6 protein-coding genes and 1 pseudogene are annotated in these 7166 nt (G+C 71.2%); 4 read left to right on the top strand and 3 right to left on the bottom strand.

Features of this window, described 5'->3' with window-relative positions:
* The 3 genes from GTW67_RS33525 to GTW67_RS33515 all read right to left on the bottom strand — a co-directional run.
* On the bottom strand, positions 1-416 hold a 416-nt coding region (locus tag GTW67_RS33525), incomplete at its 3' end, for an HXXEE domain-containing protein (protein WP_161168500.1).
* 13 nt (positions 417-429) lie between these two features.
* Positions 430-1620, bottom strand: a complete 1191-nt coding sequence (locus GTW67_RS33520) for an extracellular solute-binding protein (RefSeq protein ID WP_161168499.1) — start codon at positions 1618-1620, stop codon at positions 430-432.
* Positions 1621-1814: 194 nt separating this feature from the next.
* Positions 1815-3254 (bottom strand): aminobutyraldehyde dehydrogenase, encoded by a 1440-nt coding sequence (locus GTW67_RS33515; RefSeq protein WP_161168498.1) that lies wholly within the window; start codon positions 3252-3254, stop codon positions 1815-1817.
* Positions 3255-3455: 201 nt separating this feature from the next.
* Here GTW67_RS33515 and GTW67_RS33510 point away from each other — a divergent pair, with 201 nt between their 5' ends.
* The 4 genes and pseudogenes from GTW67_RS33510 to GTW67_RS33495 form a co-directional block, all read left to right on the top strand.
* Positions 3456-3971, top strand: a complete 516-nt coding sequence (locus GTW67_RS33510; protein WP_161168497.1) for an Lrp/AsnC ligand binding domain-containing protein — start codon at positions 3456-3458, stop codon at positions 3969-3971.
* Between the two features lie 2 nt (positions 3972-3973).
* The gene (locus GTW67_RS33505) at positions 3974-5347 is read left to right on the top strand and encodes an aspartate aminotransferase family protein (protein ID WP_161168496.1); all 1374 of its coding nucleotides are present in this window, start codon (positions 3974-3976) and stop codon (positions 5345-5347) included.
* A 219-nt stretch (positions 5348-5566) separates the two neighbouring features.
* Positions 5567-6334: an ABC transporter ATP-binding protein gene (locus GTW67_RS33500; RefSeq protein ID WP_161168495.1), complete on the top strand. Its 768-nt coding sequence runs from the start codon at positions 5567-5569 to the stop codon at positions 6332-6334.
* A pseudogene (locus GTW67_RS33495) lies at positions 6316-7166 on the top strand (hypothetical protein); the annotation flags it as partial. The gene GTW67_RS33500 and the pseudogene GTW67_RS33495, both read left to right, overlap by 19 nt.

The raw sequence follows: 7166 nt of genomic DNA, 5'->3' as shown, positions 1-7166 counted from the left end.
CGGCGGGCCCAGAGGGTGAACGGGACGACGAGCAGGGGCGAGGTCGCGGACCCGGGCGTGTAGCCGCGGACGAGGCCCGCCTGCGCGAGGTGGACCAGGCCGTGCAGGCCGAAGGCGTTGAGCGCCGTCTGGTACACGGCCGACCGGCCGCCGGTCAGGTGTCCCGCGGTGGACGCGGCGGTCACGATGACGGCCATCGCCCCCACCGCGACCGCGAATTCGCGCGGCTCGGCCGACCCGGCCCGCCGCCACACCGCCTCCGGGACGGCCGGGTACCGCTCGCGCAGCGCGGGCAGGTTGCGCCGCCACCAGCCCGGCATGGCCACCAGCTCCTCGGCGTCGTGCAGCGCCCAGGCGGCCAGCAGCCCCAGCGTGACCGCGCCCCCGACCATTTCCTCACGCGATGAATTGCTCACGCGGGTCAGTCTGCTACACGCCCACGATCCCGTTCCACCGCTTCGCGAACTCCGTGCGCTGCCCCGCCGAGATGTCCTTGGCGATGGCCAGCCGTTCGCGCATCCGCGCGTCGGGGAAGATCAGCGGGTCCTCGGCCAGGGCGGCGGTCTCCTCGTCGTCGCTGGAGGCGAGCACGTCCTGGGCCGCGGGGACCGGGCAGACGTAGTTGACCCAGGCGGCCAGTTCGGCGGCGACCTCGGGCTGGTAGTAGAAGTCGATCAGCCGCTCGGCGTTGGCCTTGTGACCGGCCAGGTTGGGGATCATGAGGGACTCCGCCCACAGCTCGGCGCCCTCCTCGGGGACGACGAACTCGATGTCCGGGTCGTCCGCCTGGAGCTGGATCACGTCACCGGAGTAGGCCTGGCAGGCCAGGACGTCGCCGCTGGAGAGGTCCTTGATGTAGTCGTTGCCGGTGAAGCGGCGGATCTGGCCCTTGGCGACCTGCTTCTCCACCTGGTCGCAGACCGTGTGGAAGTCGTCCGTGTGCCAGTCGGTGATGTCCACGCCGTTGCCCTGCATCAGCAGCGCGAAGGACTCGTCCATGCCGGAGAGCAGGGTCACCCGGCCCTTGAGGTCCTTCGCCCACAGGTCGGACACGTGCCGGATCTCGCGGCCGAGGCGACGGCGGTTGTAGGCGATGCCGGTGATGCCCGACTGCCACGGCACGGTGTACTTGCGGCCCGGGTCGAAGGCGGGCGAACGCAGCAGCGGGTCCAGGTACTTGGTGACGTTCGGCTGCCGGGAGCGGTCCATCTCCTGCACCCAGCCGAGCCGGACGAACCGGCTGCACATCCAGTCGCTGATGACGATGAGATCGCGGTCGGTGGACTGGTGGTTCATCAGGGACGGGCTGATCTTGCCGAAGAACTCGTCGTTGTCGTTGATCTCCTCGATGTAGTCGACGGAGATCCCGGTCCGCTTCTCGAACGCGTCGAGCGTGGGCCGCCGGCTCGGGTGCTCCTCGTCAGTGTCGATGTAGAGCGGCCAGTTCGCCCAGGTGAGCCGGTGCTGGGTGGCGGACCGGTCGGTCGCGGCGCGGTCGCCGGGGGCGACGTACGCGGCCGGCACACCGCAGCCGGCCAGCGCGCCGAGCGCGGCGGTGCCGCCCAGGCCGCGCAACAGGGACCGGCGGGAGAGCGAGGGCGTCCTCGGGAGCAGGGGCATGGCCGCAGCATCCCGCGTCCGTCCGCGCGGCGGCAATCGACGCTGCGTCGAGCCCGTCCGCCCAGGCCGGACACCCTGTCGACCCTGGCACGGACCCGTGCCCGTACGCACAGCGGCCGGGCACGGCCCCGTACCCGCACGCACCGCGGCCCCGGACGGGGGTTCCCGTCCGGGGCCGCGCGGGGCCGGGGCCGTCAGGCGTCCAGCGACGTCATCACGTGCTTGATGCGCGTGTAGTCCTCGAAGCCGTAGCCCGAGAGGTCCTTGCCGTAGCCGGACTTCTTGAAGCCGCCGTGGGGCATCTCGGCGACCAGCGGGATGTGGGTGTTGATCCACACGCAGCCGAAGTCGAGCCTCTTGGACATCCGCATGGCGCGGCCGTGGTCCTTGGTCCACACGGACGAAGCCAGCGCGTAGTCGACGCCGTTGGCCCACTCCACGGCCTGGTCCTCGTCGCGGAAGGACTGGACGGTGATGACCGGGCCGAAGACCTCGTGCTGGATGATCTCGTCGTCCTGCTTGAGGCCCGAGACGACGGTCGGGGCGTAGAAGTAGCCCTTGTCGCCGACCTGGTGGCCGCCGGCCTCGACCTTGGCGTGGGCGGGCAGCCGCTCGATGAACCCGGCGACCTGCTTGAGCTGGTTCGGGTTGTTGAGCGGCCCGTACAGGACGTCCTCGTCGTCGGGCTGGCCCGTCTTGATCTCGGACGCGGCCTTGGCGAGGGCGCGCACGAACTCGTCGTGGACCGACTCGTGGACCAGCACGCGGGTGGCCGCCGTACAGTCCTGGCCGGCGTTGAAGTAGCCCGCCTCCGAGATGCCCTCGACGGCCTTGGGGATGTCGGTGTCCTCGAAGACCACGACCGGCGCCTTGCCGCCCAGCTCCAGGTGGACCCGCTTGAGGTCCTTGGAGGCGGACTCGGCGACCGACATGCCGGCCCGCACGGAGCCGGTGATGGAGGCCATCGCCGGGGTCTCGTGCTCGACCATCAGGCGGCCGGTGTCGCGGTCGCCGCAGACGACGTTGAAGACGCCCTTGGGCACGATCGAGCCGATGATGTCGGCCATCAGGGCGGTGGAGGCGGGGGTGGTGTCCGAGGGCTTGAGGACGACCGTGTTGCCCGCGGCGAGCGCCGGGGCGAACTTCCACACGGCCATCATCATCGGGTAGTTCCACGGCGCGACCTGCGCGCAGACGCCGATCGGCTCGCGGCGGATCATGGAGGTCAGGCCCTCCATGTACTCACCGGCGCTGCGGCCCTCCAGCATCCGGGCCGCACCCGCGAAGAAGCGGATCTGGTCGACCATCGGCGGGATCTCCTCCGAGCGGGTCAGCCCGATGGGCTTGCCCGTGTTCTCCACCTCCGCCGCGATCAGTTCCTCGGCCCGCTCCTCGAACGCGTCCGCGATCTTGAGGAGGGCCTTCTGCCGCTCGGCCGGGGTGGTGTCGCGCCAGGCCGGGAAGGCCGCGGCGGCGGCCGCCATGGCGGCGTCGACGTCCGCCTGCCCGGACAGGGGCGCGGTCGCGTAGGCCTCACCCGTCGCGGGGTTGACCACCTCGGTGGTCCGTCCGTCGGCGGCGTCCCGGAACTCACCGTCGATGTAGTTGCGCAGACGACGCAGCTCGGTGCTCACTGCCGGCCCTCCAAGTTCGGTGTCTACTTCAGGTCTCTCGCGTCCGGACTCTGCCGATGTCCAAACACTGAGACACCCACCCTAGACGGAGACCCGACGTTTTCAACACCCCCGATCCCCTCCGCATTGCGAAATCCGCAGACTGGACGTGCTCAGACAACGAATTTCATCGATCCGGCCTTGCAAAAGTGTCGATACGTCGTGCACAGTGAAGTCGTGGCCAGTCGAAGCGCAGACCCGAAGGACTCCCGCGAGTCCAGGAACGGCGGACCCCAGTTGGACGCCGTCTCCCTCGCCATCATCGAACAGCTCCAGGAGGACGGCCGCCGGCCGTACGCCGCGATCGGCAAGGCCGTGGGCCTCTCCGAGGCGGCCGTGCGCCAGCGCGTCCAGAAGCTGCTCGACCAGGGCGTGATGCAGATCGTCGCCGTCACGGACCCGCTCACCGTGGGCTTCCGCCGGCAGGCGATGGTCGGTGTCAACGTCGAGGGCGACGTGGAGTCCGTCGCCGACGCGCTGGCGGCCATGCCGGAATGCGAGTACGTGGTGATGACCGCGGGCTCCTTCGACCTGATGGTGGAGGTCGTCTGCGAGGACGACGACCACCTCCTCGAGGTCATCAACCGACGCATCCGGGCCGTCCCCGGAGTGCGCTCCACCGAGAGCTTCGTCTACCTCAAGCTCAAGAAGCAGACCTATATGTGGGGAACCCGATAATCGTGAGCACCGACAGCCCCAAGGACCTCAGCAGGACCGCCTACGACCACCTGTGGATGCACTTCACCCGCATGTCGTCGTACGAGAACGCCCCCGTCCCCACCATCGTCCGCGGTGAGGGCACCCACATCTACGACGACAAGGGCAGGCGCTACCTCGACGGCCTCGCCGGCCTCTTCGTCGTCCAGGCCGGACACGGCCGCCACGAGCTGGCCGAGACCGCCATGAAGCAGGCGCAGGAGCTCGCCTTCTTCCCGGTGTGGTCCTACGCCCACCCGAAGGCCGTCGAGCTGGCCGAGCGCCTGGCCAACGAGGCCCCGGGCGACCTCAACAAGGTCTTCTTCACCACCGGTGGCGGCGAGGCCGTCGAGACCGCCTGGAAGCTCGCCAAGCAGTACTTCAAGCTGGTCGGCAAGCCGACCAAGTACAAGGTCATCTCCCGCGCGGTCGCCTACCACGGCACCCCGCAGGGCGCCCTGTCCATCACCGGCCTGCCCGGCCTGAAGGCCCCCTTCGAGCCGCTGGTGCCCGGCGCGCACAAGGTGCCGAACACCAACATCTACCGCGCGCCGCTCTTCGGCGACGACCCCGAGGCCTTCGGCCGCTGGGCCGCCGACCAGATCGAGCAGCAGATCCTCTTCGAGGGCCCGGAGACGGTCGCGGCCGTCTTCCTGGAGCCGGTCCAGAACGCGGGCGGCTGCTTCCCGCCCCCGCCCGGCTACTTCCAGCGCGTGCGCGAGATCTGCGACCAGTACGACGTGCTGCTCGTCTCGGACGAGGTCATCTGCGCCTTCGGCCGCCTCGGCACCACGTTCGCCTGCGACAAGTTCGGCTACGTCCCGGACATGATCACCTGCGCCAAGGGCATGACCTCGGGCTACTCCCCAATCGGCGCCTGCATCATCTCCGACCGCCTGGCCGAGCCGTTCTACAAGGGCGACAACACCTTCCTGCACGGCTACACCTTCGGTGGCCACCCGGTCTCGGCCGCGGTCGGCATCGCCAACCTCGACCTGTTCGAGCGCGAGGGCCTCAACCAGCACGTCCTGGACAACGAGGGCAACTTCCGCGCCACCCTGGAGAAGCTCCTCGACCTGCCGATCGTCGGCGACGTCCGCGGCAACGGCTTCTTCTACGGCATCGAGCTGGTCAAGGACAAGGCCACCAAGGAGTCGTTCAACGACGAGGAGACCGAGCGGATCCTGTACGGCTTCCTGTCGAAGGCGCTCTTCGACAACGGCCTGTACTGCCGTGCCGACGACCGCGGCGACCCGGTCATCCAGCTCGCCCCGCCGCTGATCTCCAACCAGGAGACCTTCGACGAGATCGAGCAGATCCTGCGCGCCACGCTGACGGAGGCGTGGACGAAGCTCTGATCCCGCAGGCCGCCCCGCGGCGCTCCGGTCATCCTTCCGGATGATCATCACCGGCCCCGGTGCCGTCCGTTCGAGTGAGAAACGGCGGCCCGGGGCCGCGTGCTGTCCGGCCGCACCCCGGTGACTGCCTACGGTGCCTCGTGACCGATCGGCCCCGCCTTCGTTCCCCCGGACGGGGGAACGACCGGGGAAAACGGATCAGAACCGAGGTGTACGCCCATGGAGGCTCCGCCGGACAACGACGTGCTCTGGGCTCGCGCCCTGCACTTCCAGCACCACGACGGCTCGCCCGCGCTGCAAGGCGTCTCGCTCGGCGTCCGGGAGGGCGAGATCCTCGCCGTCAGCGGCCCGCGCGGCAGCGGCAAGACGACGCTGCTGCGGTGCCTGTCGGGGCTGCTGCGGGTGCAGGACGGCGAGGTCTGGTTCAACAGCGTGCCGGTGCACACCATGGGCCCGATCGGCCGCGAACGGCTGCGCCGCGACCGCTTCGCCTGGATCGACCCCTCTCCCGCGCTCGTGCCGGAGCTCAGCGTCTGGGAGAACACCGCGCTCCCCCTGATGCTGCGCGGCACCGCCCGGCGCCGGGCCAAGACGACCGCCCTGGAATGGCTGGACCGCCTCGACGTCGGCGGCGTCTCCCGCCGGCGCCCCCACGAACTCCAGCAGGCCGAACGGCAGCGCGTCTGCATCGCCCGCGCCCTCGCCGTCACGCCCTCGGTGCTGTTCGCCGACGAGCCGACGGCACCCCTGCACCGCGCCGACCGCGCCCAGGTGCTGCGCACGCTCACCACGGCGGCCCGCTCGCACGGCATCACCGTGGTCCTGGCCACGCACGACACGGGGACCGCCGCGCTCGCCGACCGCACGGTCGCGCTGCTGGACGGCCGGCGGGTACGGACCGTGCACCTGCCGCCGGTGACCGAGACCACGGTGGCCTCCTCGGGCCCCGCGACGGAAGGCCGGGCAGCGTGCTCGCTCTCCGTCTGAGCCGCCGCGCCCGGTTCGCCGTCCAGCTGCGCCGCCTGCTGGTCGCGGCGTTCTCGGCGGGCACGGGCTTCCTGCTGCTGTGCGCCCTCGGGCACGCGATCGGCCACTCCGACTCGACCGGCGCCTCCGCGCTCCGCCTCGCCTGGTGCGCGGCCCCCCTCGCCGCCACCGTGTACTTCGCCGTCGCCGTGGCCCGTACCGACCCGGGCACCCGGCCCCGGCCCGGCCTGTCGGCGATCGGCCTCGGACCCGGCCGGCTGATGGCCGTCTCCGCGACGACCACGGCCCTCGCCGGGGCGATCGGCTCGCTGGTGGCCCTGCTCGCCTTCCTCCACCTGCGCGGCGACCTGACCGCCAGGCCCTTCGACGGCGCCGCGGCCGACTCCCTCGCGGTCGGCCTGCGCCTCCCCTTCCCCGCGGCCGTCACCCTCCTGACGCTGCTCCCGGCGATCGCGTCCGCCGCGGTGGCCCTGTCCCTCCGCCCCCGCGAGGCGCGGCCCGCCCGCTCCACGGGCACCCGCGGCTACGGCCGCTTCGGCGCGTACGGCTGGGGCACGGCCCGCGAAACCTTCGGCACCTACGGCCGCTTCGGCGCCCGCTGGCCCCAGACCCCCACCACACCCCCAGCCCCGACACCTCCGGCCACCACCGACACACCCGAAGCCCCCATGCCCGCAAGCAGCCACACCACTCACCCCGCGGACAGCCACGCCACTCACCCCGCGGACAGCTACGCCCCTGAGCCCGCGGGCAGCCGCGCCGCTCAGCCCGCGGGCAGCCACACCCCCCAACCCGCTCAGCCTGCGGGCAGTCGTGCCGCTGGGGCGGCACG

It is taken from the genome of Streptomyces sp. SID5910, assembly GCF_009862125.1.
Lineage (GTDB): Bacteria > Actinomycetota > Actinomycetes > Streptomycetales > Streptomycetaceae > Streptomyces.
Note: the sequence above shows the minus strand (reverse complement) of the source record. Positions and strands in the feature narration are given on the sequence as shown.